The 24,747-nt window shown below is 62.9% G+C and carries 24 protein-coding genes; 10 read left to right on the top strand and 14 right to left on the bottom strand.

Going from position 1 to position 24,747, the window contains the following annotated elements; translation table 11 throughout:
• Positions 1-8 precede the first annotated feature (8 nt).
• On the top strand, positions 9-932 hold the full coding sequence (locus tag J2W46_RS24310) for a LysR family transcriptional regulator (RefSeq protein WP_088174376.1): 924 nt from the start codon (positions 9-11) through the stop codon (positions 930-932).
• Between the two features lie 23 nt (positions 933-955).
• On the opposite strand, the gene hpnK is transcribed toward J2W46_RS24310, so the two are convergent.
• From hpnK to J2W46_RS24325, 3 genes are read right to left on the bottom strand one after another with little or no spacing between them, the layout of a single operon-like run.
• Complete coding sequence (gene hpnK / locus J2W46_RS24315; protein WP_310356912.1) at positions 956-1,867, bottom strand: hopanoid biosynthesis-associated protein HpnK; 912 nt, start codon at positions 1,865-1,867, stop codon at positions 956-958.
• Positions 1,857-3,230, bottom strand: a complete 1,374-nt coding sequence (gene hpnI / locus J2W46_RS24320) for a bacteriohopanetetrol glucosamine biosynthesis glycosyltransferase HpnI (protein WP_310356914.1) — start codon at positions 3,228-3,230, stop codon at positions 1,857-1,859. Before hpnI (J2W46_RS24320) ends, hpnK begins: the two co-directional genes overlap by 11 nt.
• Positions 3,231-3,242: 12 nt before the next feature.
• Positions 3,243-3,593, bottom strand: coding sequence for a hypothetical protein (locus tag J2W46_RS24325; protein ID WP_027804334.1), 351 nt, complete (start codon positions 3,591-3,593; stop codon positions 3,243-3,245).
• A gap of 408 nt (positions 3,594-4,001) precedes the next feature.
• Here J2W46_RS24325 and J2W46_RS24330 point away from each other — a divergent pair, with 408 nt between their 5' ends.
• Together J2W46_RS24330 and J2W46_RS24335 are read left to right on the top strand one after the other, a co-directional pair.
• On the top strand, positions 4,002-4,661 hold the full coding sequence (locus J2W46_RS24330; RefSeq protein WP_020066169.1) for a response regulator: 660 nt from the start codon (positions 4,002-4,004) through the stop codon (positions 4,659-4,661).
• A complete protein-coding gene (locus tag J2W46_RS24335; protein ID WP_310356931.1) occupies positions 4,662-6,158 on the top strand; it encodes an ATP-binding protein in 1,497 nt (498 codons plus the stop codon).
• On the opposite strand, the gene J2W46_RS24340 is transcribed toward J2W46_RS24335, so the two are convergent.
• The 5 genes from J2W46_RS24340 to J2W46_RS24360 form a co-directional block, all read right to left on the bottom strand.
• Positions 6,155-7,252, bottom strand: coding sequence for a lysylphosphatidylglycerol synthase domain-containing protein (locus J2W46_RS24340; RefSeq protein WP_288824746.1), 1,098 nt, complete (start codon positions 7,250-7,252; stop codon positions 6,155-6,157). The two genes, J2W46_RS24335 and J2W46_RS24340, sit on opposite strands and share 4 nt — an antisense overlap.
• A gap of 116 nt (positions 7,253-7,368) precedes the next feature.
• On the bottom strand, positions 7,369-8,535 hold the full coding sequence (gene hpnI / locus J2W46_RS24345) for a bacteriohopanetetrol glucosamine biosynthesis glycosyltransferase HpnI (protein WP_310356935.1): 1,167 nt from the start codon (positions 8,533-8,535) through the stop codon (positions 7,369-7,371).
• A complete protein-coding gene (gene hpnJ / locus J2W46_RS24350) occupies positions 8,532-9,953 on the bottom strand; it encodes a hopanoid biosynthesis associated radical SAM protein HpnJ (RefSeq protein ID WP_374726863.1) in 1,422 nt (473 codons plus the stop codon). The genes hpnI (J2W46_RS24345) and hpnJ overlap by 4 nt, the downstream gene beginning before the upstream one ends.
• A 227-nt stretch (positions 9,954-10,180) precedes the next feature.
• Positions 10,181-10,561: a hypothetical protein gene (locus J2W46_RS24355; RefSeq protein ID WP_020066174.1), complete on the bottom strand. Its 381-nt coding sequence runs from the start codon at positions 10,559-10,561 to the stop codon at positions 10,181-10,183.
• Between the two features lie 111 nt (positions 10,562-10,672).
• Positions 10,673-10,876, bottom strand: a complete 204-nt coding sequence (locus J2W46_RS24360) for a cold-shock protein (RefSeq protein ID WP_006052818.1) — start codon at positions 10,874-10,876, stop codon at positions 10,673-10,675.
• Positions 10,877-11,201: 325 nt separating this feature from the next.
• Here J2W46_RS24360 and J2W46_RS24365 point away from each other — a divergent pair, with 325 nt between their 5' ends.
• A complete protein-coding gene (locus tag J2W46_RS24365; protein WP_020066175.1) occupies positions 11,202-12,647 on the top strand; it encodes an NAD-dependent succinate-semialdehyde dehydrogenase in 1,446 nt (481 codons plus the stop codon).
• A gap of 228 nt (positions 12,648-12,875) precedes the next feature.
• Here the strand turns inward: J2W46_RS24365 and kdgT are convergent, their stop codons facing one another.
• Positions 12,876-13,892, bottom strand: coding sequence for a 2-keto-3-deoxygluconate transporter (gene kdgT, locus J2W46_RS24370; RefSeq protein ID WP_027777136.1), 1,017 nt, complete (start codon positions 13,890-13,892; stop codon positions 12,876-12,878).
• Between the two features lie 311 nt (positions 13,893-14,203).
• Between kdgT and kduI the strand changes: the two genes are divergently transcribed.
• From kduI to kdgR, 3 genes are all read left to right on the top strand, one after another.
• Positions 14,204-15,040 (top strand): 5-dehydro-4-deoxy-D-glucuronate isomerase, encoded by an 837-nt coding sequence (kduI, locus tag J2W46_RS24375; RefSeq protein ID WP_310356938.1) that lies wholly within the window; start codon positions 14,204-14,206, stop codon positions 15,038-15,040.
• A 63-nt stretch (positions 15,041-15,103) separates the two neighbouring features.
• On the top strand, positions 15,104-15,904 hold the full coding sequence (kduD, locus tag J2W46_RS24380; RefSeq protein WP_310356941.1) for a 2-dehydro-3-deoxy-D-gluconate 5-dehydrogenase KduD: 801 nt from the start codon (positions 15,104-15,106) through the stop codon (positions 15,902-15,904).
• 85 nt (positions 15,905-15,989) lie between these two features.
• Positions 15,990-16,865, top strand: a complete 876-nt coding sequence (gene kdgR / locus J2W46_RS24385; RefSeq protein ID WP_310357260.1) for a DNA-binding transcriptional regulator KdgR — start codon at positions 15,990-15,992, stop codon at positions 16,863-16,865.
• A 272-nt stretch (positions 16,866-17,137) separates the two neighbouring features.
• Here the strand turns inward: kdgR and J2W46_RS24390 are convergent, their stop codons facing one another.
• A complete protein-coding gene (locus J2W46_RS24390; protein ID WP_310356944.1) occupies positions 17,138-17,692 on the bottom strand; it encodes a cytochrome b in 555 nt (184 codons plus the stop codon).
• Between the two features lie 476 nt (positions 17,693-18,168).
• Here J2W46_RS24390 and J2W46_RS24395 point away from each other — a divergent pair, with 476 nt between their 5' ends.
• From J2W46_RS24395 to J2W46_RS24405, 3 genes are all read left to right on the top strand, one after another.
• Positions 18,169-18,291 carry a hypothetical protein gene (locus J2W46_RS24395; RefSeq protein WP_020066184.1) on the top strand — a complete coding sequence of 41 codons (123 nt, stop codon included), beginning with the start codon at positions 18,169-18,171 and terminating at the stop codon, positions 18,289-18,291.
• 54 nt (positions 18,292-18,345) lie between these two features.
• Positions 18,346-18,714: a hypothetical protein gene (locus tag J2W46_RS24400; RefSeq protein WP_020066185.1), complete on the top strand. Its 369-nt coding sequence runs from the start codon at positions 18,346-18,348 to the stop codon at positions 18,712-18,714.
• An 83-nt stretch (positions 18,715-18,797) separates the two neighbouring features.
• Complete coding sequence (locus J2W46_RS24405; protein ID WP_027804338.1) at positions 18,798-19,067, top strand: hypothetical protein; 270 nt, start codon at positions 18,798-18,800, stop codon at positions 19,065-19,067.
• A 120-nt stretch (positions 19,068-19,187) separates the two neighbouring features.
• On the opposite strand, the gene J2W46_RS24410 is transcribed toward J2W46_RS24405, so the two are convergent.
• The 4 genes from J2W46_RS24410 to J2W46_RS24425 form a co-directional block, all read right to left on the bottom strand.
• Entirely contained in the window at positions 19,188-19,439 is a 252-nt protein-coding gene (locus tag J2W46_RS24410; protein ID WP_088174365.1) for a hypothetical protein, read from the bottom strand.
• Between the two features lie 156 nt (positions 19,440-19,595).
• Positions 19,596-20,774, bottom strand: coding sequence for a 4-hydroxybenzoate 3-monooxygenase (locus J2W46_RS24415; protein ID WP_310356949.1), 1,179 nt, complete (start codon positions 20,772-20,774; stop codon positions 19,596-19,598).
• Between the two features lie 254 nt (positions 20,775-21,028).
• The gene (gene ilvA / locus J2W46_RS24420; protein ID WP_310356952.1) at positions 21,029-22,600 is read right to left on the bottom strand and encodes a threonine ammonia-lyase, biosynthetic; all 1,572 of its coding nucleotides are present in this window, start codon (positions 22,598-22,600) and stop codon (positions 21,029-21,031) included.
• A 249-nt stretch (positions 22,601-22,849) separates the two neighbouring features.
• Entirely contained in the window at positions 22,850-24,709 is a 1,860-nt protein-coding gene (locus J2W46_RS24425; RefSeq protein ID WP_310356954.1) for an alpha/beta hydrolase family protein, read from the bottom strand.
• Positions 24,710-24,747: the final 38 nt, after the last annotated feature.

Consider the following 24,747-nt stretch of genomic DNA (forward strand, 5'->3'; position numbering starts at 1 on the left):
ATATCAACATGGACCTCCGGCAAATCCAATACTTCATCGCGCTGTTCGAGGACGGCTCCGTCACCCGCGCCGCTAAACGGCTGAATATCGTGCAGCCCGCGCTCAGCATGCAAATCGGCAAACTCGAAGAGGAACTGCATCAACAACTGTTCGAGCGCAACGCGCATGGCATGGCGCCGACCGCGGCCGGGCGGCTGATGTATCGCCTCTTTCTGCCGATCATGCGCGACCTCGCGCACGCACGTCAGCAACTCGTACAGCGAGACGAAGTGGTGACCGGGCATGTATCGATCGGGCTGATTGCGTCGGTGACCGAGAGCGTGCTCGCCGATGCGTTGTCGCGCTTTCACGCGCGCTATCCGCATGTCGAAGTAACGGTGGCAGACGGCTACAGCGCGACGTTCATCGACTGGGTGGCGGGCGGTCAGCTCGACGCGGCGCTCATCAACAAACCGCGCGCGCGTCTCTCGCTCGACGCACAGCCGCTGCTCGATGAAGAGATGGTGCTCGTGACGAGCGCCGCGAACGGCCCCGAGTTGCCTCACGCGATCGAACTCGCACAGCTTCCCGAACTGGAACTCGTGCTGCCGACAAAGCGCCACGGCCTGCGCGGCGTGCTAGATACGGCCGCCCAGCACGAGGACGTGCTGCTCGCACCGCGCTTCGAAATCGACGTATTGAGCACGATCGTGAAGCTCGTGGAGAGTACGCGCTTTGCGACTATCCTGCCGCGCATCGCGGTGCAGCGCGCGGTGAGTCAGGGCAGCCTGCGCGCGTATCCGATTCTCGCGCCGCGCATCGTGCGGCACATTGTGTGCGTAACGCATCCGCGGCGGCCCTTGAATGCGGCGGCGGATGCGCTCGTGTCGGTAATCGCCGATGAGTTGCGCAAGGTGTCGAGCGCGTCGGAGATGGAGGCCTCGATCGAATAACCACGCGAGGCGCGAACCTTCAATTATTCGGACACATCGGCGAAGCCGCCAAGCCTTGCGCCGAGGGCCCGGATGGCGCGAGCGACGTCCGGCGAAAGCAGTGCCTGCAGTTCGTCGGCATGGCGGTAATCGCGCATGCCGTCGGTCAATGCGCGCTCGCCTGCAATGGCAGGATGGCAGTATATTTCTGCGACCCCGCCTTTTAAAGAAGCGAGCGCCGTGAGCCACGCGGCCTCGTCCATGCGGCCGCTGCCGGCGATGCCGACGACATAGTCGTTGTGAAAGATGCCTGCACGGTCGAGCCGCGCTTTGACCAGCGCGATCCACGGCCTGAGCCACAGCGGCGCATTCGGCTCGAACGGCAAACGCATCGCCTTCATGCCGAATTCCCGGCCAATCTCGAGGATCAAGCCAAGCACCGTCGGATGCAAATGAAAATGCTTGTGAGTGTTCACGTGATCGAGCGCGAGTCCGGTCCTGGCAAACGCCTGGAACTGCGCGCGAATTTCGCGCGCCAACTGCTCCCGTACATGCGGCAGAAAGAAGAACCGCACGCCGTCGCGAACCATGTTGTCTCCGAAGCGACCATGCTTGTCCAGCAACGTCCCAATGCAGGTGCGCGGCAATACAGCGTCGCCGTCGGCGAGAACGAGATGGAGTCCCACGCGCAAGTGCGGCATTGCGTGCGCGCGCTCGACTGCATCGTTTGCGGCGGGCGCACCGATCATGAGGCTGGCGGCGGTAAGCACGCCGTGTCGGTGCGCCTGTTCGACGGCCAGGTTCACACGAGAATGCAAGCCGAAGTCGTCGGCGGTGATGATCAACGCTCGGGGCCTAGCGGTGCACGGCTCGAATGCTTGCGGTCCGGAAGCATGCGGTTTTAATGCTTGCGGCTTTAATGCTTGCGGCTGTGGTACATCCACCTCAGCGGCCATCGGATGCCTCCATCACGTCCATCGAGCGCAATGGCCTCGTGCGCGCGGTCGAACGCGAGCTTCGGACCCGAACGCGGGTGCCACGCCACATGACATGTGAACCGAACGCAGCAGCGAGCCATTGAAACAGCAGCAACGTATCGCGCAACGGCAGAAGCGGAAGATCGCGCCAGAACGCACGCCCGAGCGAGTCCGCTGTTTCACCGGGAAACGCACACCGCAATGCGACCTCATGGCGCGCGGCACGCAGATGCAGCAGCAAACGCGCGGCCAGTCCCGCCATGGTGCCGGCCGCGCCGACGAGCGAGCCCCAGCCAAACGGGCCACCGTTCGCGCCGGTGGCGAACACAGCGCTCAGACACGCGCCGGCCACGAGCCAGGGAGTCGGAAAAGTGATGAACAGAAAAGCGAAACCGAGCGGATTCACCGAACGTATCGTGCGCAACCAGCGCGTCTCGCGTTGCCACAGTTCTGCAAAGGTGGGTTCGGTCACATCCGTGGCCACCATCACGCGCGAGAGCACCGTTTGCAAGCCCAGCGCGCGCACGTGCTCGGCTAGCCAGTAGTCGTCGGCAAGACAGTTCTTAAGGGCCTCGAAACCGCCGATCCGTTCGAGCGTGGCGCGCCGCAACGCAAGCGTTGCGCCGAAACCGAAGCGCCGCGAACCCGCCATATGCGCGACGCGCACCGAGGGCGCAAACCATTCGTTGACGAATAGCGCGCCCACGCGCGGCCAGAAACCGCCGACACCTTGTGCGGCATACAGACAGGTGAGAACGCCAATGCGTGGGTCAGCAAGCGGTGCTGCCACGCTCTCCAGATAATCGGCCCGCACGGCGATGTCGCTATCGGCAATCACGATCACGTCGTGACGCGCGCGCTCGACCATGTTCATCAGATTGCTGACTTTCAGGTTGCTGCCATGCACGCGCGTGTCGATCGCAAGCTCGATGTCGAGCGACGGGTACGCAGCCTGCAAACGACGCGCGACGGCAATCGCGGGGTCGTCGGGAGAACACACGCCAAGAACAAGCTGGAAATTCGTGTAACGCTGCTCGCAAAACGTCCGCAGGTTCTCATAGAGGCGCGGCTCGGCGCCGCACAGCGGCTTGAGCACACTCACGCCCGCATGCGGCAACGGATCGGTTCGGCACGAGGCGCGCGCGCCGAACTTCGCACCGTGCACGAGGCTTCTCGGATCGACTGCGGGAGCGGCCGGCGAAAGGTCGTCCCGGTCCAACGCGGCGCGGCCACGAACGGTAGAGAATGGCATTGCGACCGTCGCAACCAGCGTATACAGCGACGCCGCGATGCAAACGGCGAACAGAATCCATTCGCCTGCAGTGAATGCGTGCGCAACCATTGGCGGATTCCGTCAGTGTCCGCGCAAGACGAACGGTGTCCCGGTAAGGCGAAGATGCAAGATGACGAGCCAAAGCCGCGGACAATCCGGGGCGACGGCGACTGGCCTCGCGTAGAGGCCCGCAACGTTCGCGTAGCGATCTGCAACGGCAAGGTGGAATGCGGCTTGGGCAACCTGGCGGGCCACGATCACGCCGCCCGCGACCATGGCGAGCGCGGCGAACCGGAAAGCCGCGGAGACAAACAGATGTTGCGCGCCCGGCAGCGCCGCTACCGTCACACAGGCGAGCACGTCGGCTGCGAGAGCCGTGAGCGAGGCCACCATGAGATGGGCTCGCAGCATATCGACGGTGGCTGGCTTCATGGCTTCGTTTCGTGGCCTGATGAACGCATCGTGCGGCTTCTCGCAAGCCAGCAGCGCCCACTCTTCGACGCAATCGTCAGCAAGAAGAATAACGGTCACCATGGCGAGGCGCCTGCCGTGAATTCCGTCGATGTACTTACGATTTCGTTTCGGTATTCCGACAACAGAGGGCAATGCAGCGTGCTCATGTCACATGTTCATTTGGCGAATTCATGTTGCCAATACAACAGTAAGCCGTTGATGAGCGATGGTATCGATTCAAGCTGAAGGAAACCTTAAGCAAAACGCGGTATAACGCTGCTAGCGGACCGCATGGCTGACGCTGGAAGCTGCAGCCGCTGGTTCATTCGCTGGGTTGATTCGATGCGTACCGTCCCACCATAAAAACATCTACGGAATTTCTGCCCTATGCGTGTACTTCTCGTTGAAGACGACGATCTGATCGGCTGCGGGATCGAAGCAGGTTTGCGTCAAGCAGGTTTCACTGTCGACTGGGCGCGAGACGGCCACAAGGCCAGTCTCGCGCTCGACACCACGAGCTATGCGCTCGTCGTGCTCGATCTCGGCCTGCCGCGCGTGTCTGGCATGGACCTGCTCAGACGGCTGCGTGACGCCGGCAATGACGTGCCGGTGCTCGTGCTGACCGCGCGCGGCACGGTGGTGGACCGCGTGGGCGGTCTCGAAGCAGGCGCGGACGATTATCTCGGCAAGCCCTTCGACCTCACCGAACTCATCGCACGTTGCCGTGCGCTGCTGCGACGCGCGCAGGGCCGCAGTGTCGAGCTGATCCGCTATCGGGAGCTCACGGTGAACCCCGCGTCGCAAACTGTGGAGGTGGCCGGCAAACGCGTATCGCTTACGTCGCGCGAATGGGCAATCCTCATCCAGTTGCTGACGAATCAGGGCATTCCGCAATCGCGCTCGCGTCTCGAAGAAAGCTTGTATGGTTGGCAGGAGGAGATTGAAAGCAATGCGATCGAGGTACACGTGTCGAATCTGCGCAAGAAGCTCGGCGCAAACCTCATACGAACCGTGCGCAATATTGGCTACGTGGTGGAGAAACAGTAGATGAGCGCATCCATTCGCCGGCGGCTCATGCTGCTCGTGCTCGCCAGCATTGGGCTCGTCTGGGCGATCGCTCTCGCGTCCAGCTATCGCCAGGCCACACGCGAAGTCGCGGAGTGGGAGGAAGCCCGGCTCGCGGAAGTCGCACAGATGCTCGCGTTGCTCGACCAGTCGAATCTCGCCACGCTCGCCAATGCGCACATCGACGTGCGTGAGGAAGAACGAGGCGGGGAGACAAGTGCGAACGACACCGACGACGACGATTCGCTGCCGCGCGACGCACTGTTCCAGGTGCGCGCGCGCAATGGCGACGTGATTGCCGGCAGCCCGCCCTTGCGCGCGCTCAACGCGTGGGATTTGCCGGTACCGCCTGTCACCGGCGTGCAGGACGTCGTGCTCGGTGGCCAGACATACCACTCGTTCACGCTGCGGGACACGCCGCTCGGGCACACCGTGCGCGTATTCGAACAGGCCAACACCCGCAGCGATCTGGTGAGCGGCGTCGCAAGCCGCATTGCGCGCCCTGCCTTGATCGCGTTGCCGGTGCTGGCACTGCTCGTGTGGTGGAGCATCGGCTGGAGTCTCGCGCCGCTGCGTATGCTCTCCGATGCGATCCGTTCGCGGGACATCAATCGCCTCGAGCCTGTCGATATCGGCCATGTGCCAATCGAGGTGCGGCCGCTCGTCGACGCGATCAATCTGCTGCTCTCGCGCCTGTTGCATTCGCTCGAACGGGAACGCGCGTTCACTGCCGACGCCGCGCATGAACTCAAAACGCCGCTCGCCGCGATCAAGGTTCAGGCACAAGTCGCGCTGGCCGAACCGGACCCCGCACGTCAGCGGCTCGCCATGGAGCGCGTCGTGCAAGGCGTGGATCGAAGCGCGCGGCTCGCCGAACAATTGCTGTTGCTCGCGCGTCTGGACATGCAGGAGAAAATGGCAACGGCACCGCTCGCGCCTGGCGCCGTCGCGAAGAGCGCATTGCTGGCGAACGCGGGCAATGCACAGCAGAAAAACATTCGCGTGACGCTGAACTGCGACATGCGCGCGGAGATCAATGCGGAGCCCGTTCTGATCGGCATTCTCTTCGACAATCTGCTGGATAACGCGATCAAATACGGGAGCGACGGCGGCACGATCGAGATAGCGGTGCGGCGTGAGAAACAGCAGGTTCTGGCGCCACTAAAAGAGCCCCTGAAGGAGCCGCTGCAAGAACCAGCGAAAGAGCCGCTATCCGAACGCATTCTGGTGAGCGTGCGCGACGACGGCCCAGGCGTTGCGCCAGCAGATCTGGCGCGTCTCACGGACCGCTTCTTCCGTGCAACCGGCAACCAGGCGACCGGCAGCGGCCTCGGCCTGTCGATTGTCGCGCGCATCGCGCAACACTTCGGCGCCACCGTGCGATTCGGCACTGGGCTCGACGGCCGCGGGCTTGCCGTCGACGTATCGTTTCCCGCTTATACGGCGGCCGCTGTCAGATCTTTGAAGCCAGCCGGCTAGCGGCGGTTCGTTTCCCCCGCGACGCTGCCTTCGGCGAGGGGTGCCTGCTGCCGGCTGTGAACGGCGCCGCCGCGCTCGCGACGATGCTCTGCCCGGTTCGCCCGCAGCGTCGAAGTGTGCGCGCGATCGCGTTTTGACGTCTCGGCAAACTGCCAGGCGATCAACCCCGGCACGAAGATCAGCAGATCGCGAATCCGGCGTGCGCCCGCAAGCGCCAGACAGGTCGACGGATCGAGACCCAACGCGCCGCCGATCAGGACGAAGCCGCCCTCCTGCACGCCGAGACCGCCCGGCACGAAGAACGCGGCGCTGCTGATTGCCTGGATCAACGACTCGATCACCACGGCTTCGACAAGCGTCACTCGCGCGCCGAGAAAATACAGCGCGAGCCAGATTTCGAGCGACGTCAAAAAGCACTGCAGCGGCTGCCAGAAAAACAGGTAACGCAGCACAACGCCGCGGCGTCGCCAGATCAGCTTGATTGCACGATCGATCTGCGCCGACTGCCCCACGAGCGCGGCGAGCTTGCCGCTTGTCATGTGATTGAGCGCGCGCGTCATGCGCTCGAACGGACTGGCGTGCTGCACGAGCGCGAACAACACGAGCAGCGGCGTCAGCACGACCACACCCCAAGCGAGTTGCCCGGCGAACCGCAGCGTGTCGGAATGGGCATGTGCGAAAAGAAAGCCGATGCCGACCATCGTAAAGAGCAACTGGCTGATCACGGTCAGCTGCATGTCGACGATGATGCTCCCCACCGCCGTCGACGGCCGCACGCCCCAACGCCTGAGCATGCGAAAAGACACCACTTCTCCGCCGATGCGCGCGACCGGCAACATGCTATTGACGGATTCGCGCACCCACACGAGGTGCAGCATGTTCGCAATGTGCGGCCGGTTTGCGCCACGAATCAGCGAGCGCCAGTCGCAGGCATTGGCGAGCATCGGCAGTACATGGGCAAGCGCCGCGAGCACGAGCCCCGCGCCGGCCGCGCGCAATGCGCCGAGCACCGCACCCGGGTTGTCCTGCCAGACGAGCCACAGCGACGCGATGAGGCCCGCGAGCGCGGCGACGCGGCCTAAATGCTTCATCATGCGAAGACCTCGCGCGTGCAAGGGACTCGCCGCTCATCGTTCGATTCGGAAGACCTGCGCGTCATTGCTGCCCTAACCTCCTCTACTTCCGCCGTCTGTTCGCGGCTCATTGTGATTCAGCGCGACTCGTCCCGCGCGGGCGACAGCAGGCCGTCACCGTCCACCTCGAAGCTGAAGCCCCGCCAGATCACGCGCGAAGAGCCGAAGCTCGCCACGAAAATCGCAAACAACACGATATCCCATATCGGCAGCAGCCACAGCCCGCCGTGCGCCTGCTGCAATGCGCGATCGGCGCAAAGCTTCAATGCGAAGCGCGCAAACAGCGCGAGCGCCACGATCCCCCAACTCCATGAAGCGCCACCCGAGAACACCACCGCGAGCAATGCGAACGCGAGCGGATGCATCAACGCGGAGCCGAGATGGCCGAGCGGATCGACGCTGCGGATTGTCCGGCTCCAGCGCAACTCGTGCGAGACGAGTTGCGCCGCGCTCGCCTCCACGCAGGCATGCGAGATGGTGAACGGCGGAATCGCCACTTTTTCGCCGATTGCGCGTACCGCTTCGCCTATCGCGTGGTCTTCCGCCAGATGACGTGCGAACGGCAGCATGCCGCCGATCTTGTCGAGCGTGGCGCGCCGCATCGCAATCGTCTGTCCAAAGCAGGGTCGCGCAAGACCGAGCGCGATGCCGGTGACGACTCCCGGCAAAAACTGATAGTGCGTCGCGGCTGCCGACAGGCGCGGCCAGAAGCCAGGATCGGGCTCGCCGCGATACGCGCACGTGACGAGTCCAACACCCGGCTTCTCCAGTTCGCCGACGATGTGGCGCAGATAGTCGGGCCCGACGCCGACATCGCTATCGGCAAACACAAGCACGTCGTGCCGCGCGTGCGGCAGCATATTGACGATGTTGCTGATCTTGCGATTCGGGCCGTACAGGCCGCTGTCGGAAATGACCGTGATGTCGGCCTGTGGATACAGGCGTTGCAATTCGTGGACGGCCTGCAATGCCGGGTCAGCCGGGTCGTGCACGCCGAAAACGAACTGCACGGCGCCGCCGTAGTTCTGCTCGCAGAAACTCGACAGATTGCGCAGCAGCGCGCCTTCGCTGCCGTGCAGCGGCTTCACGACCGTTATATCCGGGAAGCTGCCCGGTTCGGCCACCGCACGCGCAAAAAACCGCCCGATCAGCACGCTCGCCACGAGCGTGTAGCCGACGCCGGAAACCGCGCACGCGGCGCATGCATAAGCAATCGCGGCCGCGATCCAATGCGCGGCGTTCACGCCTCGTGAGCGCGCAGGAATCGGAAGAACTCGACGCCTTCGCGCAAGCGCCGTTTCATCATGTCCCAACTGGTCAGCATTTCGCGCACGATTTCCCAGATTTTCGACGGACGGAAATAGAAGCGCTTGTAGAAGTTTTCGAGCTGGTGATAAATCTCTTCGCGCGACAGATGCGGATAGCCGATAGCGGCGAGCTGAACGCCTTCTTTGCTGACGAGGTTGATCACCTTGTTCTGTTCGAGCCAGCCGTTTTCAACCGCCTGCTCATAAAGGCGAGTACCTGGATACGGCGCGGCAAGCGACACCTGGATGGTGTGCGGATTGATCTGCTTCGCGTATTCGATCGTCTTCTGGATGGTCTCCTGAGTCTCGCCGGGCAAACCCAGAATGAACGTGCCGTGAATCTTGATGCCGAGCTTGCGGCAGTCGTCGCTGAAGCGCCGCGCAATGTCGGTACGCAAACCCTTCTTGATGTTCAGCAGGATCTGATCGTCGCCGGATTCGTAGCCGACGAGCAGCAGCCGAAGGCCGTTTTCCTTCATGATCTTGAGCGTGGCGTACGGCACGTTCGCTTTCGCGTTACACGACCATGTCACGCCGAGCTTGCCGAGACCACGAGCAATCTCCTCGACGCGCGGCTTGAAGTCGGTGAAGGTGTCGTCGTCGAACATGATCTCTTTTACTTCGGGCATGTTGTCGCGAATCCACTTCACTTCTTCAAGCACGTTCTCGACCGAGCGCGTGCGATAGCGATGCCCGCCCACTGTCTGCGGCCACAGGCAGAACGTGCATTTCGAGCGGCAGCCGCGCCCCGTGTAGATCGACACGTACGGGTGCTTCAGATAGCCGATGAAGTAGTTGTCGATCGTCAGATCGCGTTTGTAGACGGGTGCGACGAACGGCAACTCGTCCATGTTCTCGAGGATCGGGCGCGCTGCATTGTGCTCGATCGAGCCGTCCCGCGCGCGATAGCTGAGGCCGAGAATCTCCGCGAATGGCTTGCCCGCAGCGATCTCCGCGCAGGTGAAGTCGAATTCCTCGCGGCAGACGAAGTCGATCGCCTCGCTCGCCGTGAGCGAGTTGTGCGGATCTACGGCGACCTTTGCGCCCACCATGCCGACCAGCAGCGACGGCTTACGCTTTTTCAGGTCATCTGCGAAAAGCGCGTCGGTCGGGAAAGACGGCGTGCTGGTGTGAATGATCACCAGATCGTATTGCTGCGCAATGTGAAGCGTGGCGTCGACTGACAACCCATCGGCGGGTGCGTCGAGCACGCGGCTGCCGGGAACCAGTGCCGCCGGTTGCGCAAGCCACGTCGGATACCAGAACGAGCGGACTTCACGCTTTGCCTGATAACGCGAACCGGCGCCACCATCGAAGCCGTCATATGACGGCGCCTGCAAGAACAGAGTTTTCATGGATGCTCCAGCAACCTTGAACAGGCGCTTTCTGTTTTCTGTCGAACAACTGTCGGAGGGGCGCTCGCCGCGGGCGAGCAGAGACATGTATTCGCGCAGATGCTACGGAGCAAAGCTGAAGGAAACCTTAAGCAGAATGACGCGAGCGGACGTTGTCGCGCTCGCATGAACAGGAGGTTTCGGCATGCTTACTAATGACCTGCGAACTACCGGAAACGAAAGCCGGATCAACGCGCGAGGTGTCGTGCCCAATCGAGCCAGCCAAGATTGAGTGCGGCGTTCACGGCGACGCCGAGGGCCGACGCAATGGCCGCAATCATTGTCCAGAATGCGGAGCGCCGCGCGGCCGTTGCGGAGGTATGCGCGGCATTGGCGGCGTCGCGCGACGCGCTGGCCGCCACCTGCGCCACATGGGACGAGGACTCCATTTGCGCGAGCGACTTCAGGGCGAAGCCGCGCTCGTCATTGGCTCGCGCCTGTTCCTTTTCAAACAGATAGCGATGACAAAACGGTGTGAGCGGTGCCTCCGGATTTTGCGCAGCGAAGAACTTCGCATACGCTTCGCCGCCGTTGGCGTCGATTTCCTGATAAGCGGATTGTCTGTCCACACGAACCTCACCTGCGCGCGGCACGCGGCGCCGATCGACGTGCCGGCCATGCGCCGGGAGCGCAAGCCGGCCGCCGCCGCTTCGCTATCGTCTCGCGTGCTGGGCTTGACTCTAGATGGGCTTGATATCCGCTGCCTGCTTGCCCTTGGGCCCCTGCTTCACCTCGAAGCTGACCTTCTGGTTTTCCTGCAACGACTTGAAGCCCTCCGAGCGAATCTCGGAGAAATGGGCAAACAGGTCTTCACCTCCGTCGTCGGGTGTGATGAAGCCGAAGCCCTTCGCGTCGTTGAACCACTTCACTGTACCGGTAGGCATGTCGATTCCTCATGTGCATCGGGTTGACTAAACTGGCAATTCTCGGGCGGGGACTGCCGCTCGACTGTACGCCTGTTTGCGCGGTGTCGCAGCGACTGCGCTTGCTCCACGAACCTTCCCCCCTTGTCAGGCAGCGAAGTTCCATGGTCCCCGAAACATGCTGAGCAAGAGGCGTGCCTCGCCCGTTCGAATGCGCCCGCCGCCGGTGCGTTTGGAAACAATCAGCTAAGATGTTCGTTATCGGCAGTCCAATCTCGGCAGCGCGGGTTCGGCTCATTCTCCGAACGCCGCGCAGCCTGTCGTTTTCCCATTTACAGGAACCAGCATGGCAATTTCGAGCTATACCGATACCCGACTTCTGATCAACGGCGAATGGTGCGATGCCGCCAGCGGCAAGACGATCGACGTCGTCAACCCCGCCACCGGCCAGGTGATCGGCAAGGTGGCGCACGCAGGCATCGCCGACCTCGATCGCGCGCTGGAAGCGGCGCAACGCGGCTTCGAAGCATGGCGCAAGGTGCCGGCTCATGAGCGCGCCGCGGTGATGCGTAAGGCAGCCGCGCTCGTGCGCGAGCGCGCGTCGGACATTGGCCGTCTCATGACGCAGGAACAGGGCAAGCCGTTCGCCGAAGCGAAGATCGAAGTGCTGGCCGCGGCGGACATCATCGAGTGGTTCGCCGACGAAGGCCGCCGCCTTTATGGCCGCGTCGTGCCCTCGCGCAATCTCGCCGCGCAGCAACTCGTATTGAAGGAGCCGATCGGTCCGGTCGCCGCCTTTACGCCGTGGAACTTCCCGGTCAACCAGATCGTGCGCAAGCTGAGCGCGGCGCTCGCGAGCGGCTGTTCGTTCCTCGTGAAGGCGCCGGAGGAAACTCCTGCGTCGCCGGCGGGCCTGCTGCAGGCTTTCGTCGAAGCAGGCGTGCCGGCCGGCACGGTGGGCCTGGTGTTCGGCGATCCCGCCGAAATCTCGAGCTACCTGATTCCGCATCCGGTCATCCGCAAAGTCACGTTCACCGGCTCCACGCCGGTCGGCAAGCAACTGGCCTCGCTGGCCGGCGCGCACATGAAGCGCGCCACGATGGAACTGGGCGGTCACGCGCCGGTGATCGTCGCTGAAGACGCCGATGTGGCGCTTGCCGTCAAGGCAGCGGGCGGCGCGAAGTTCCGCAATGCGGGCCAGGTCTGCATCTCGCCCACCCGCTTTCTCGTGCACAACAGCATTCGCGAAGAGTTCGCCGCGGCGCTCGTCAAGCACGCCGAAGGCCTCAAGCTCGGCGACGGTCTCGCGGAAGGCACGACGCTCGGCCCGCTCGCCAATGCACGCCGTCTGACGGCCATGAGCAAGGTGCTCGACGACGCGCGCAAGACCGGTGCGAAGATCGAGACAGGTGGCGAGCGCGTCGGCTCGGAGGGCAACTTCTTCGCGCCGACCGTGCTGACCAACGTGTCGCTCGAAGCCGATGTGTTCAACAACGAGCCGTTCGGCCCGATCGCGGCCATCCGCGGTTTCGACAAACTCGAAGAAGCGATCGCGGAAGCCAACCGTCTGCCGTTCGGCCTCGCCGGTTACGCGTTCACGAAGTCGTTCAGCAACGTGCATCTGCTGTCGCAGCAGCTCGAAGTCGGCATGCTGTGGATCAACCAGCCCGCCACGCCCACGCCGGAAATGCCGTTTGGCGGTGTGAAGGATTCGGGCTATGGCTCCGAAGGCGGCCCGGAAGCAATGGAAGCGTATCTGGTCACGAAGTCCGTGACGGTGATGTCGTCCTAAGGCATCTGGTCGGGCAAGCTGCGCCCGATCGTTGCTAGACGTACAGGGTCCGCGAGGTTACGCTCGCGGACTTTTTTATTTCCATTGCTGATCGATGCAGCGGCAGACGCATCGGCTCGACATTCGGCGGCCAATACAAAGGCGAAATGCCTGCTGCTGCGCCGGGCAGTCGAAGCGATGTAAAGCGCGCGCATGCACCGCGCTTTACATCATGCCCGTCAGCGCCCCTCACACATGCATATCGCTCTCCTTCAGCGGCGGCGCCGTCGGCGCCAGCAACTCCTCGCGCAGCGTGTCGCGTGCGTGATGCCTGCGCACCCATAGCGCGGTCAGCATCGGCACCAGAATCGCGGTGACGAGGCACGCGGTCGCAACCATTGCGGTCGCGGCTGGCACGAGCGGCTTGAAACTCGGAATCATCTCGCCGATGATCGCCGGATTTGCCACTGCCGCGCCCGCCGTCGACGACGCCGCGAGTCCCGCCGCGCCATTGCCGCCCGCGATCCAGCGGTCCGCGAGAATCAGCGGAATGCCCGTCACGACGATCACCGCGAGACCCAGCAACACGCCTGCCATGCCGCTCTTCGCAATCACGTTGAGGTCGATGCCGTTGCCGAGCGCAAAGCCGAAAAACGGAATCAGCGGATGCACGCAGCGGCCGAAGAACTCGCGCAGGTCGCTGTCGATATTGCCGAGCGCAAAGCCGATCAGAAACGGCAGCACCGCGCCGACGAAGAGCCGCGGCTCGAAGAAAGCGACACCCGTCGCGCCCAGAATGATCATGCTCACGAGCGGTCCCGACTCGACCGACATCAGCACGAACGCGCCCGCTTCCTCTTTCGTACCGTATTGCTGCATCACGGCCGCGTAGAGACCGCCGTTGGTCATATCCATCGACGTGGTGATGGCCAGCACGGAAAGCCCGGCAAAGAGCCCTCCTTTGATTCCGTCGATAGGAATGAAATGCGACGCCACGAGCGTCGCGATCCACGCGACCACCATCTTCGTGACGAGCAGCGTGCCCGACTTGCGCAGCACGGTGCCCGTGGCCCGCAAGTCGATCGTCGCACCCATGCAAAAGAACCACACGGCGAGAATCGGCACGGTGCCCGCGATCAATCCGTTGGTGAACGACCCGAAATATTTGCCCGCACCCGGCGCGAATGTATGAACGCAGGCGCCAAGCAGCAGCGGTACCAGCATCAGCCCGCCAGGAATACGGTCGATGGCCTTCTTGAGCTTCATTGTCTCCTCCGTGGACTTCGCGTCCAGTTTTCGGGTGAATCAGGATAAGAACCGGTCTTTCGCCGACTGCTCCCTTTCGGCGCAATATAGCATCGCGAAAGGAACGTCGTTCCGATTATTTCGATGGCGAAGGTAATCGTTTACCCTCCTCTATGACAGTTAGTCCAGTAGGCCGGCCAGCGAGTCACTGAAATTTGTGGACCACTGTTCCGAAACCGCGAATAACGCGCTACAGTCGATGCCACACACATCGCCCGTGCAGCAATGCGCGAGGTCGAGCCAATCATCGGAGACAGATCGTGGAAGCGAGCATGCAAGTGAGGCAGGCCATAAACAGCGAATACGCCAGGACGCTGGATACCGCCGGATTGCGCAAGGAGTTCCTCGTGGACCAGGTGTTCGAGCGCGACGCGCTGCGGCTCACCTATAGCCACATCGACCGGATCATCGTGGGCGGCGCATGGCCGGTCGCGCGAGCGGTCGAAGTGCCCGGTTCGCTCGGCAAGTCGATCGGCGTCAACTATCTGCTGGAGCGGCGCGAGCTCGGCGCGATCAACATTGGCGGCGATGGCTGGGTCGATGTGGACGGCACGCGCTACACCGTGCGCAATGAGGAAGCGATCTACGTCGGGCGCGGCGCGCAGTCGGTTGCATTCGGCAGCAGCGACGCGTCGCGGCCGGCCAGGTTCTACCTGAACTGCGCGCCCGCCCACGAATCGCACCCGACCCGCACGATCTCGCTTGGCGAGGCGTCGCCGCAAACGCTCGGCGACGCAGCCACGAGCAACCGCCGCACGATCTACAAGTTCATCGTGCCGGAGGTGCTGCCCACCTGCCAGCTTTCGATGGGCATGACCAAGCTCGAACCCGGCAGTTTGTGGAACACGATGCCCTGCCATACGCACGAGCGGCGCATGGAGGTGTACTTCTATTTCAATGTCGCCGACGACGCCGCCGTCTTTCACATGATGGGCGAACCGAATGAGACGCGGCACATCGTCGTGCATAACGAACAGGCGGTGATCTCGCCGAGCTGGTCGATTCACTCGGGCGTCGGCACGCAGGCTTACACGTTCATCTGGGGCATGGTCGGCGAGAATCAGGTATTCAGCGACATGGACCACGTCGCCGTGCGCGATCTGCGTTGAGCATGTGCTTCGCGTGTATCGGCCACACCCGCGACCAAAACCTTCGCATATGCAACACACGACATGGGCTCTGACATTGTGACTATCCCGGCAATCAACCGCTCTGCGGCAAATCCGTTCGACCTCGGCGGCAAGGTGGCCATCGTCACCGGAAGCAACACCGGCCTCGGCGCCGGCATGGCGCTCGCGCTTGCCCAGGCGGGCTGCGATATCGTCGGCGTATCGCGGGCCGATGCGGGCGACACGCCGGCGCGTGTCGAAGCGACCGGCCGAAGATTCGCGGACGTGCGCGCCGATCTTTCGTTCACCGCGCCGGTCGACGACATCGTGCGCGCTGCCGTCGAAGCGTTCGGACGCATCGACGTCCTCGTCAACAACGCGGGCATAATTCGCCGCCAGGACGCGCTCGAATTCACCGAGGACGACTGGGACGCGGTCATGGACCTCAACCTGAAAAGCCTCTTCTTTCTCGCCCAGGCCGCCGCCCGGCAGTTCGTCAAACAACAAAGCGGCGGCAAGATCATCAACATCGCGTCGATGCTGTCGTTCCAGGGCGGCATACGCGTCGCGTCCTACACGGCGTCCAAAAGCGGCGTGCTCGGTCTCACGCGGCTTCTCGCAAACGAATGGGCCGCGCAGCGCATCAACGTGAACGCAATCGCGCCAGGCTATATGGCGACGGCGAACACGGCAGCTTTGCGCGAAGACGCGCAGCGCAACGATGAAATCCTGAGCCGCATCCCGGCCGGACGCTGGGGCGCGCCGGACGATCTCGCCGGACCGGTGGTATTCCTCGCATCGTCCGCGTCGGACTACGTGCACGGGCATACACTGGCAGTAGACGGCGGATGGCTCGCGCGCTGACTCCGCAAAAAGCGCGCGAGACGGTATGCTCCGGGCGTTCGTCAACACGCAGTACAGAAAAGAGTTCGATCAGGGAATCACGGAAATGGCAGCAACCGGCAAACAGCGCAAGGTCGACCCCGCATCCCTCGCGCACGACGTAGAAAGCGTCGAGTGCGGCAACGACAAAGGCGAATCGGCTTCGTCCATTGGCCGCGTGTTCGCTCTTCTCGCCGCGATCGGCGACAGCGGACAGATCGGCATCAGCGAGTTGTCGCAACGTCTCGGCATGTCGAAGACCACCGTGCACCGCGTGGTTCAGACGCTGAAGGCACTCGGCTACGTCACGCAGGAAGTCGAGACAGAGCGCTATCGCCTGACCATCCGGCTATTCGAGCTGGGCGCGAAGGCGCTCGAAAGCGTGGATCTGGTGCGCGAAGCCGATGTGGAAATGCGCCGCATCGGCGCGGTGACACGCGAGGCGGTGCACCTGGGTGCATTCGACGAAGACGCGATCATCTATATCCACAAGATCGACGCCGACTATGGACTGCGCATGCAGTCGCGCATCGGCAGGCGCAATCCGTTGCATAGCACGGCAATCGGCAAAGTGCTGCTCGCATGGATGGACCCCGCCGACGCGCGTGAGGTGCTCTCTCACGTCGAGTTCCGTAAGTCGACACAAAAGACGCTGTCGTCGGCCGAGGCCGTGCTGAGCATTTTGCCGCGCGTTCGCGAGCAAGGCTACGGCGAGGACAATGAAGAACAGGAAGAAGGCTTGCAGTGTCTCGCGGTGCCTGTCTTCGACCGTTTCGGCCGCGTGATCGCGGGACTGTCGGTTTCGTTTCCGACGATGCGCTGCGGCGCCGATACCAAGTCGCACTACGTCGCGCTGTTGAAGCAATCCGGCCAGGCAATTTCGGCGCGACTCGGCTATCGCGAGGAGGCCGCGCCCGAGCACGCGGCCGTGCAGCCCGGCTAAACGGATGCGGATGCGAGTGCAGCGCGCGGCTGCACTCGCAGATGAAATCGAGCACGTTGCGCAACGACGCGGGCTCGAACTTGCATGCCGCGGGAAGTCTGCTGATCGCTGTTCGGCGGAAACCTGTTGCTCATATGCTTATCAAGCACGAGGCGGCAATTGCCACGCGCCGTCGCGGTCGCGGTCACGTTGCGCAAAATTGTCGGCATGTCGGCACACCGCGCCACATCAATAACGTTAAGGCTGCGCCGACACGCAGGCGCACGTGTCGCTCAAGGCAGCATTCGCTGCAAAACCAGATCCTTGAGAATGAAGCGATGATAAAGCGCGCCGGCGACATGCAAACCGATCAGGGCCAGCAACGCCCACGCAAGATAACCGTGTATGTCGCCCATTTCATGACCGACGCTCGAGCCCACAGGCGAAATCGACGGATAAGGCAGCAGACCGGCGAGCTTTACCGACCAGCCACGCGACGACGCATTTGCCCATCCCAGCACGGGCACGATGACGAGCGCAAGGTACAGCAAACCATGCGTGACATGCGAAACGGTGCGAAGCAATGGCGACACAGGTGCGGGCCCAGGCCGATGCGTGAGTCGCCAGACGATTCTCAGAATCACGGCCGCGACCAGGGTCGCGCCCACTCCCAAGTGCCACGCGATTAGCCCTTCGGGCCGGGTGCCCTTGTGAATGTCAGGCATGGTCCAGCCGATTATGAATTGCGCCGTAATCAGCACGACCACGAGCCAGTGAAGGAACTTGGCGACGCCATCATAGCCGGTCGCATAAAGGTGCGAACGGGTATCGACAGATTGCATGCGCATGAGAAGGGCCGTTTCGAAAGCGTCGTGGGGAGCCGCGTTTCGCGGCCGCATGGGAGCCAGTATGCTACGGCGCGAATCTTAAGAAAAGCTGATGTCGCGCCGCGCGCCATTTCCGCTCAGGCATGAACGGCGCCAAGGTTCGACACGAAGCGCCAGTCTGCAACCGAATGTATCTGCGAGGCATACGCGCGGTTCCACGTCATGATGGCCGCTTGCCGGTGTCGGCGGCAGCGAAGTTTCAACGCGCCGCAACTGGTTGAATCCGCAATCACCCGGCGTTTTCGCAACACGCTCAACGGCTTGCCTGTCGCGCGCACCACATCGCAGTTCATTTCAACGCCCTTGCTCACCCTCGCCTGCCCACGTGCCGTGCATTGCTTTCGCGCAATGCTATCGACACGTCCTGTTACACACGAACACAACGGTAATTCCGCCTCTCAGTAGAGTTCGGATCAACAGGAAAAGGAGCAACTCTCATGAAACGAATTTTCGCGCTGGCCATTCTGGCGGTAACGCTCGGCACTGCACTGAGCGGTTGCATCGTGGTCCCGGACGGCGGCGGTTATCACGACCATTACCGTTACCACGATCGTTACTGATCGCGGCATACGCGGACCGTCCACGCTCAATCATAAAAACGCGGGAACCCCCACATGAATCGAACACAAAACCGTTTGCTGTCCATTGCAATCGTCGCGGGTCTTGGTATCGGCGCGTCTACCGCCGCGCTTGCTCACGTCGACGTCGGCGTGAACATCGGCGTGCCCGGTGTCGCGTATGCGCCGGAGCCTGTCTATGCGCCGCCTCCGCCGCCCGTCTACGCGCCGGCGCCACCGGTCGTGGTCGTGAGCCCGGGCTGGTATGGCGAGCGTTACTACGACGGCCACCGCTACTGGGAGCGACGCGAGTGGGAAGAACGTCATCGCGAACGTGAATGGCGTGACGCGCGCGGTCCGCACGGCGACTGGCGTGGGCACGGCCACGGCCATGGTGAGTGGCACGGCCACGGCGGCGATGATTGACGCTTGCTGCGCGGCGTTATTGTCGATAAACATCGCGCCGCGCGGCATCGTTTTGCGCGTCAGCACTTTGCAGGAGCGACAGTTTGCTACGCACTGATCTACGGCGAGTCACCGCGCAGCTAGACGGCATGCTCGTCTGCGCGGAATACAGCGAGCAGACCGGCCAATTGTGTTTGCGCCAGGACGGCACACTCGTTCGCGAATGGTTCCCACCGCACTCGTGGACCGCGATTGCGTCGGTGGCGGGCGCGCGGCATTGGGGCACGCGTCCCACCGACGACGATCTGCTCGCGTTGCTACGCAACGAGATGACCCTGTTGCGCACACCGCAAGGAAATGCGTCGCAGAAGTAAAAAAGCGCGCAACACTCGATGCGTTGCGCGCTTCCCGACCGGCGTCTCACCAGTTGTGTTTCTACCACTTGCGTTGCGGGCCTTGTTTCAAAACCTTTTCCGCAACCGCTTTTCAGCCGCTTACCGCGCGTTGTACACCGGCGGCGAGTACGAACTGAACGTAACGTCACCGCCACGGCCCGCTTGCCAGGTGCCGTGGCTGCCCGAACCATAGCCGCTGTTATCGGCTCGCGCGAAGCCCTGCTGACCGGCGGACTCGGTTTGCACAGCCTGAGTGTCCTGCGTCGCAGCTTGCGCAGACGGCTGCGCGAACGAAGCGATCGGTGCGCCAAGCACCGCAGCAATTGCAACAGCCTGAATGAGTGATTTCATTTTGACCACCTCCGGTCATGTCTTCTGCGTATGCTGCAAACGGGATTTGCCTGCAGCGATGAAGGCAGTGTAGGCGCGCGGCGACACAGGATAAATCCGTTAATCCTGAATTCAGTGTTGCGGTTGCGCCGACAATCGGAAGCGGTCGAGTCGAGTTCAGTCCTGCGGCACGGCCACGCCGACGTAATTCTCTGCCATGACGGTAGCCGCCGAGCGCGAAGTCGTCACGTATTCGAGTTCCGCCACCTGAAGCTTGCGCTCGAACGCCGACGCGCCTTCAATACGGTGCATCATGCTCGTCATCCAGTACGAGAAATGCTCCGCACGCCAGATGCGCTTGAGCGCTGTTTCGCTATAGCCGTCGAGCAGGTCGGTGCGGTTCTCGACATAGAACGCGTTCAATGCTTTCGCGAGGAGACGCACATCGGCGACGGCAAGGTTCATCCCTTTCGCGCCGGTTGGCGGCACGATATGCGCGGCGTCGCCTGCGAGAAAGAGCCGGCCATGCTGCATCGTTGCCGACACGAAGCTGCGCATGCCGACAATGTTCTTCTGGAAGATCTTGCCGTCCACCACGTGCTGGCCGTCGTGCGAGTCCACCCGGGCGTGCAGTTCCGCCCAGATGCGATCGTCCGACCAGTTGTCGACGGAGTCCTTCGGGTCGCACTGAAAATACATACGCTGAACGTTGGCCGAGCGCGTGCTGATCAATGCGAAGCCGCGGTCGTGGCGCGCGTAAATGAGTTCGTCCGACGACGGCGGTCCTTCACACAGGATACCGAACCATCCAAACGGGTACACGCGTTCGAAGTCGCGTCGCAATGCCTGCGGAATTGCCGCGCGCGACACGCCTTGCGAGCCGTCGCAACCGATCACGAAGTCGCATTGCAACTCGAACGCTTCGCCTTCGTGACGATAGCGGATCGACGGCTTGTCGGTATCGATGCCGTGCAGCGACGTGTCCGTTACGCCGAAGCACAACGCCCCGCTCGCGGCGACGCGCGCCGCGACGAGATCCTTGATCACCTCGTGCTGAGCGTAGACGGTGATCGAATGACCGGTCAGTCCGGTGAGATCGATCCGCCGACGCTTGCCTTCGAACGCCAGCTCGAAGCCATGGTGCAGCGCGCCTTCCGCCTTCATGCGCTCGCCGACGCCGGCTTGGCTGAGAAGATCCATCGTGCCCTGTTCGAGCACGCCGGCACGGATCGTCGATTCGATTTGCTCACGCGTGCGCGTCTCAAGCACGACCGATTCGATACCGCGCAAATGAAGAAGATGTGAAAGAAGCAGGCCCGCGGGCCCGGCGCCGATGATGCCAACCTGGGTGCGCATGATGTGTCTCCTGAGTGCAAGTTTGATTTGCGCCCAGTTTGACAATCGGCCCTGCTATCGCGCAACGCGATATGCGAGATACCCTCTATCCATTTTTGCGATAAGGCATCTGTAGTTCAAGCATTGCTGAATTGCGCAAATACCGCGCGACGCCCTACTGACGGCGCTCGCGGCGCGGCCATTCGCCATGCGGTCCGAGCCCGCACCGAACGGGCACTCAAGGTAAACCCCGAGCGCGATTTCAGTCGCAGCGTTCAGGCAAGAAACAGCCGATACACCGGATTGTGCGTCTCTTCCCAATGCGGATAACCCAGCGTGGCGAGGAAGCGCTCGAACTCCGCGTTGTCCGTCTGCGGCACCTGAATGCCGACGAGAATCGAGCTATAGTCCGCGCCCTGATTACGATAATGGAAAAGGCTGATGTTCCAGTCAGGCGCCATCGACGAAAGAAACTTCATCAGCGCGCCCGGCCGTTCGGGAAACTCGAAGCGGAATAGCCGCTCGTCGTGTGCGAGCGGCGAGCGGCCGCCGACCATGTAACGGATATGCTGCTTCGAGAGTTCATCGAACGTCAGATCGACGGTGGCAAAATTGTGCGCCTCGAAGGCGCCTGCAATCTGCGCCGATTCGCTGCGGTTCCTGATCTGCACGCCCACGAAAATGTGCGCGGACTCGGCCTGCGCGATCCGGTAATTGAATTCGGTGACGCTGCGCGTGCCCACCAGTTCGCAAAAGCGCCTGAAGCTGCCGCGCTCTTCGGGAATCGTCACCGCGAACACCGCCTCGCGCGCCTCGCCCACTTCCGCGCGCTCGGCCACGAAACGCATGCGGTCGAAGTTCATGTTCGCGCCCGACGTAATCGCGATCAGCGTCTGGTTCTCGACCCCTTCGCGCTCCGCATACTGTTTGGCGCCCGCCACAGCGAGCGAGCCCGCCGGTTCGAGCACGCTGCGGGTGTCCTGAAAGACGTCCTTGATCGCGGCGCACAGCGCGTCAGTGTTCACGAGCAGCACGTCGTCGAGATATTCGCTGCACAGGCGGAAGGTTTCTTCGCCGACGAGCTTCACCGCGGTGCCGTCGGAGAACAGGCCGACCTCGTTTAGCGTGACGCGCTCGCCGGCTTTCAGCGATGCGGCCATCGCGCACGAGTCGTCGGTCTGCACGCCGATCACCTTGATCTCGGGACGCACCGATTTGACATACGCCGCGACACCCGCCGCGAGTCCGCCGCCGCCGATCGGCACGAAGATCGCGTGAATCGGGCCCTGATGCTGGCTCAGGATTTCCATGGCAACCGTGCCTTGCCCGGCGATCACATACGGATCGTCGAACGGATGCACGAAGGTCAGCCCGCGCTCTTCCTGCAGTTGCACCGCGTGGCCGTAGGCATCGCTATACGATTCGCCGAACTGCACGACTTCGACGGTCGGGCCGCCGTGCGCGCGCACCGCGTCGACCTTGACCTGCGGCGTGGTGACCGGCACGACGATGATCGCCTTCACGCCCATGCGCGCCGCAGACAGCGCGACGCCCTGCGCATGATTGCCGGCCGACGCGGTGATCACGCCGCGCGTGAGCGCCTCGGCGGGAATATGCGCCATCTTGTTGTACGCGCCGCGCACCTTGAACGAGAACACCGGCTGGTTGTCCTCGCGCTTCAGATAGACCGGATTGCGCAGCCGCGCCGACAGTTGCGGCGCACGTTCGAGTTCGGTCTCGCGCGCCACGTCGTAGACGCGTGCGGTGAGGGTTTTCTTCAGATAGTCGTGTCGAAGCGCGACGCTGTCAGCCGTTTCGGCGATCTGTTCGAGTTGGTGTGACGGCAAGGCAAGCTCCTGTGCGGCAAGCGCGTAGCATCGAGAGGCGACCAGGAGGCGGGAGCAGGCGGACATAAAAAAACCCGCCTCGTGGGGCGGGTTATGTGTGACTGCTATCAGACGCGCGCTAACCCACCATTCGATGAATGATGCTAATAATCAGCGCAATACGGATGTCGAGGCAGTTCATGTGGCCGATCATCGTTGACTTGTCGAGGTTTGTCAATGGCGGTGCCGTAAGCTGCGATCTACGATCTCTCAAGGACGTTGCGGTTTCAGATTCCGCCGCGGTTTTGCCCGTCGCTGTGGAACGCGTAATCCGCCTGCAAAAGCCATTGATCCGGAGCGCTCGCCGAGTATGCGCTCGCGCAGAAACGAATCCAGCTGAGCCATCATCGCTTCGCGCGCGCAGCGTGAAAAGAGCGCGTGATCGACCTTGCTGATCTTCTGCACCGAGAGATTCTTCAGCTTGCGCAACCGGTTTCCGTCAGGGCCAAAGTGGATGTCGAGTTCGTCGAGGCCGTCGTCGAGCATTCCGTATAGCAGCGCGGTTTGCACGCCTTTGCGCTCCAGATCGAGCACGAGTCTGCGGATGGCGCTGCCTGGCGTTCGCTCGCCGACGAGCGTCTCAAGCACCGCACCCACGCGTGCGGCGACGCGCGCCGACCATCTGCGCGCGAGCTCGGCGGTGATCGCGCGAGTATTGGCCTGGCCGCTCAGCAAGCGCAGCCATTTGCGCGGATTGCGCATCGCCCGCCGATACACCTCGCTCGGCGCGACGTACTGCGCACCCGGCCGCACGCGCGCGCCGCCCCACTTGAAAAACGGCAGATTGATGCACGCGCAACCGACCACGGCGGAATGCGCGAGCGCGGTATGCAGGCTCACATAAGCACCACTGCAGACGCCGGCCATGACGACCTTTGGGTAGCCAGCCGCTGTCAACCAGTCGACGCCAGCGCAGGCATCGTCGATCGAGTAGGTCGAATAGAGCGCGTCGAGCGTCAGCGTTGCGTCGCGGCGCAGGCTGTCGCCGAGACCGCTCAGATCCATGCGTAGCGATGCGATGCCCTGCGCCGCGAGCCGCCGAGCCATCAGCACGGTGAAGCGGCTGTCGCCGATCCGGTGCACACCACCCGTGTTGACGAAGAGAACAGCGGGCGCTGCGTCGAGCGCGCGTTGTGGTTCGCACAGCACACCGACGTAGCCGCCGAACACGACCGGCGTCTCGCGCCCGTGCGCAAAAGCGATACTCGCCGATGCCGCGGCGTCCAGTACTTCCACCTTCGGAAGCGGCGCTGACGCAGTGCCCGCGCCGAGCCATTGCAGCACGCTGTCGAACGCACGGCGAGGCGGCTCGCTGTAGCTCGGATCGGTCAGAAACTTACTGTATTCGCCGAAGAACTGCACGTCCGCTTGCGCGCCGAGCGCCATGTAACGAGCGGCGAGCCGCTTCAAGCGGGGGCTGCCGGCCAGATCCTGCAACAGCACACGGCGCGCGGGAAGCCCGGTGCCAGCCGCGCTGCCGCACGGAGCGCCACACTCCGCAGCCCGTTCGAGATCGACTTTTGCAAGCAGTTCGAGCGTGTCCGGATAGAGCCTGAAGCCGTGCGCGCCGACGGTGTGCGGCAACTCTTCGTCGAGATGCAATCCGAGCGCGGTCTGGGCGGCGAGCCACGTATGCTGCTGAAGCTCCAGTTCGCGTATGTATGCCTTGCCGGAAATCACGGGCATCAACAGTACGAGGTTGTCGACGCCGCCCAGTTCTTGCGCGGCGAATGCGGCGAGTGTGGCGCCTACGCGCAGACCGCACAGCGTGACGCGCTCCACGCCGGTTTCCGCACGCAGAAATTCAACCGCGGCCTTGATGCTGTCGATCCATGCACGCCAGCGCAGCGGGTCTTCCTCGTTGCCGCCCGAGTCGCCCGTGCCGGGATAGTCGAAACGCAACGCGACGGCACCGCGTGCGGTCAGCACGTCCGCGAGTTCGCGCCAGCCGCGATACACGGAAAGCGCCTCATAGCCGAACGGATTGCACAGCACCACGCCCATCTCGGGCTGCAAAGCGGCCGGCCCATGCAGCCATCCCGAACAGCCGTTGAACGCAACCGGTCTCATCGTGCTCGTGACCGTTGCGAGAGATTGCCGGAGTACAG

The sequence above is a fragment of the Paraburkholderia strydomiana genome, assembly GCF_031456815.1.
GTDB classification, from domain to species: Bacteria; Pseudomonadota; Gammaproteobacteria; order Burkholderiales; family Burkholderiaceae; genus Paraburkholderia; species Paraburkholderia caledonica.

Bases quoted from the DNA above. Each gene is read 5' to 3' on its own strand.
- J2W46_RS24310 (WP_088174376.1), top strand. From the start codon at position 9: ATGGACCTCCGGCAAATCCAATACTTCATCGCGCTGTTCGAGGACGGC.
- hpnK (WP_310356912.1), bottom strand. From the start codon at position 1,867: ATGGCCGCTGAGGTGGATGTACCACAGCCGCAAGCATTAAAGCCGCAA.
- hpnI (WP_310356914.1), bottom strand. From the start codon at position 3,230: ATGGTTGCGCACGCATTCACTGCAGGCGAATGGATTCTGTTCGCCGTT.
- J2W46_RS24325 (WP_027804334.1), bottom strand. From the start codon at position 3,593: ATGAAGCCAGCCACCGTCGATATGCTGCGAGCCCATCTCATGGTGGCC.
- J2W46_RS24330 (WP_020066169.1), top strand. From the start codon at position 4,002: ATGCGTGTACTTCTCGTTGAAGACGACGATCTGATCGGCTGCGGGATC.
- J2W46_RS24335 (WP_310356931.1), top strand. From the start codon at position 4,662: ATGAGCGCATCCATTCGCCGGCGGCTCATGCTGCTCGTGCTCGCCAGC.
- J2W46_RS24340 (WP_288824746.1), bottom strand. From the start codon at position 7,252: ATGATGAAGCATTTAGGCCGCGTCGCCGCGCTCGCGGGCCTCATCGCG.
- hpnJ (WP_374726863.1), bottom strand. From the start codon at position 9,953: ATGAAAACTCTGTTCTTGCAGGCGCCGTCATATGACGGCTTCGATGGT.
- J2W46_RS24360 (WP_006052818.1), bottom strand. From the start codon at position 10,876: ATGCCTACCGGTACAGTGAAGTGGTTCAACGACGCGAAGGGCTTCGGC.
- J2W46_RS24365 (WP_020066175.1), top strand. From the start codon at position 11,202: ATGGCAATTTCGAGCTATACCGATACCCGACTTCTGATCAACGGCGAA.
- kdgT (WP_027777136.1), bottom strand. From the start codon at position 13,892: ATGAAGCTCAAGAAGGCCATCGACCGTATTCCTGGCGGGCTGATGCTG.
- kduI (WP_310356938.1), top strand. From the start codon at position 14,204: ATGCAAGTGAGGCAGGCCATAAACAGCGAATACGCCAGGACGCTGGAT.
- kduD (WP_310356941.1), top strand. From the start codon at position 15,104: ATGGGCTCTGACATTGTGACTATCCCGGCAATCAACCGCTCTGCGGCA.
- kdgR (WP_310357260.1), top strand. From the start codon at position 15,990: ATGGCAGCAACCGGCAAACAGCGCAAGGTCGACCCCGCATCCCTCGCG.
- J2W46_RS24390 (WP_310356944.1), bottom strand. From the start codon at position 17,692: ATGCGCATGCAATCTGTCGATACCCGTTCGCACCTTTATGCGACCGGC.
- J2W46_RS24395 (WP_020066184.1), top strand. From the start codon at position 18,169: ATGAAACGAATTTTCGCGCTGGCCATTCTGGCGGTAACGCTCGGCACT.
- J2W46_RS24400 (WP_020066185.1), top strand. From the start codon at position 18,346: ATGAATCGAACACAAAACCGTTTGCTGTCCATTGCAATCGTCGCGGGT.
- J2W46_RS24410 (WP_088174365.1), bottom strand. From the start codon at position 19,439: ATGAAATCACTCATTCAGGCTGTTGCAATTGCTGCGGTGCTTGGCGCA.
- J2W46_RS24415 (WP_310356949.1), bottom strand. From the start codon at position 20,774: ATGCGCACCCAGGTTGGCATCATCGGCGCCGGGCCCGCGGGCCTGCTT.
- J2W46_RS24425 (WP_310356954.1), bottom strand. From the start codon at position 24,709: ATGAGACCGGTTGCGTTCAACGGCTGTTCGGGATGGCTGCATGGGCCG.